Here is an 899-nt window from a genome sequence, read left to right as displayed (position 1 = left end):
GCCCAGGAACTGGCAGGCATGGCCACTGCCTACGTGCTGATCATGGCCGTGGTGGGACCCCTGGCGGCGCGCTACGTCGAGCCGCTGGTGAGAGCAATGCTGCCGCAGGAAAGCCTCGTTACCAAAGCGTAGGAGTGCAGGGACATAATCACAGCCCCGCCCGGGTTACCGTGCCCAGAACGTCGATGAGAAGCTTGCCCAATTCTCTAAAGGGCAGCCGAATCGATAGCGCCTTGGTTGTGAATTCCGAGGTTGGCGCGAAGTCTGGCGCCGAGTTCGGCGTCAACGTTGGTCCAGTACTGGATGGCCCGTTCCTTGATGTCGGCGCGCTTGACGCCGCCCACGGCACCGGTGACGGTGTCCAGGAAGCGGGCCTTGGCGCCGTCGTCGTAAACCTCGCGGTACAGCGCGCCGGCCTGGACGAAGTCGCTGTCCTCGGCGTGCAGGCAGTGCGCCGCATGGGTCAGCCCGCCGTCGTTCTCCCAGCCTGCGGCCGGGTTCGGCGGCTCAGCGTACGCGTAGGAGAAGATGCGGGCCTGCAGCATCTTGTCCGGGGACGCGGCGATGCCGGGCACGAAGTTCGACGGCGCGAAGGTGACCTGCTCGATCTGCGCGAAGTAGTTCTCCGGGTTCCGGTTCAGCTCCATGGTGCCCACCTTGATCAGCGGGTAGTCAGCGCGCGGCCAGACCTTGGTGAGGTCGAACGGGTTGAAGCGGTAGGTCCTGGCGTCATCGTAGGGCATGACCTGGACGTGCAGGTCCCAGGACGGGAAGTTGCCGGCTTCGATGTTTTCGGACAGGTCGCGGATGTAGAAGTCCGCGTCCGAGCCGGCCATGGCTTCGGCCTGCTCGCCGGTCATGGAGTTCACGCCCTGGTTGGACTTGAAGTGGTACTTGAC

At 64.5% G+C, this 899-nt stretch carries 1 protein-coding gene and 1 pseudogene; one reads left to right on the top strand and one right to left on the bottom strand.

Annotation, left to right across the window (positions count from 1 at the left end; all coding sequences use genetic code 11):
• Window positions 1–132: pseudogene (locus tag P2Q66_RS17285) on the top strand (cation:proton antiporter); the annotation flags it as partial.
• A 74-nt stretch (window positions 133–206) separates the two neighbouring features.
• Here P2Q66_RS17285 and P2Q66_RS17280 read toward each other — a convergent pair.
• On the bottom strand, window positions 207–899 hold a 693-nt coding region (locus tag P2Q66_RS17280), incomplete at its 5' end, for a catalase (protein ID WP_275730133.1).

This window comes from Arthrobacter sp. Cr_A7 (genome assembly GCF_029222765.1).
Classification (GTDB): Bacteria; Actinomycetota; Actinomycetes; order Actinomycetales; family Micrococcaceae; genus Arthrobacter.
This window is presented reverse-complemented; position numbering and strand designations above follow the sequence as displayed.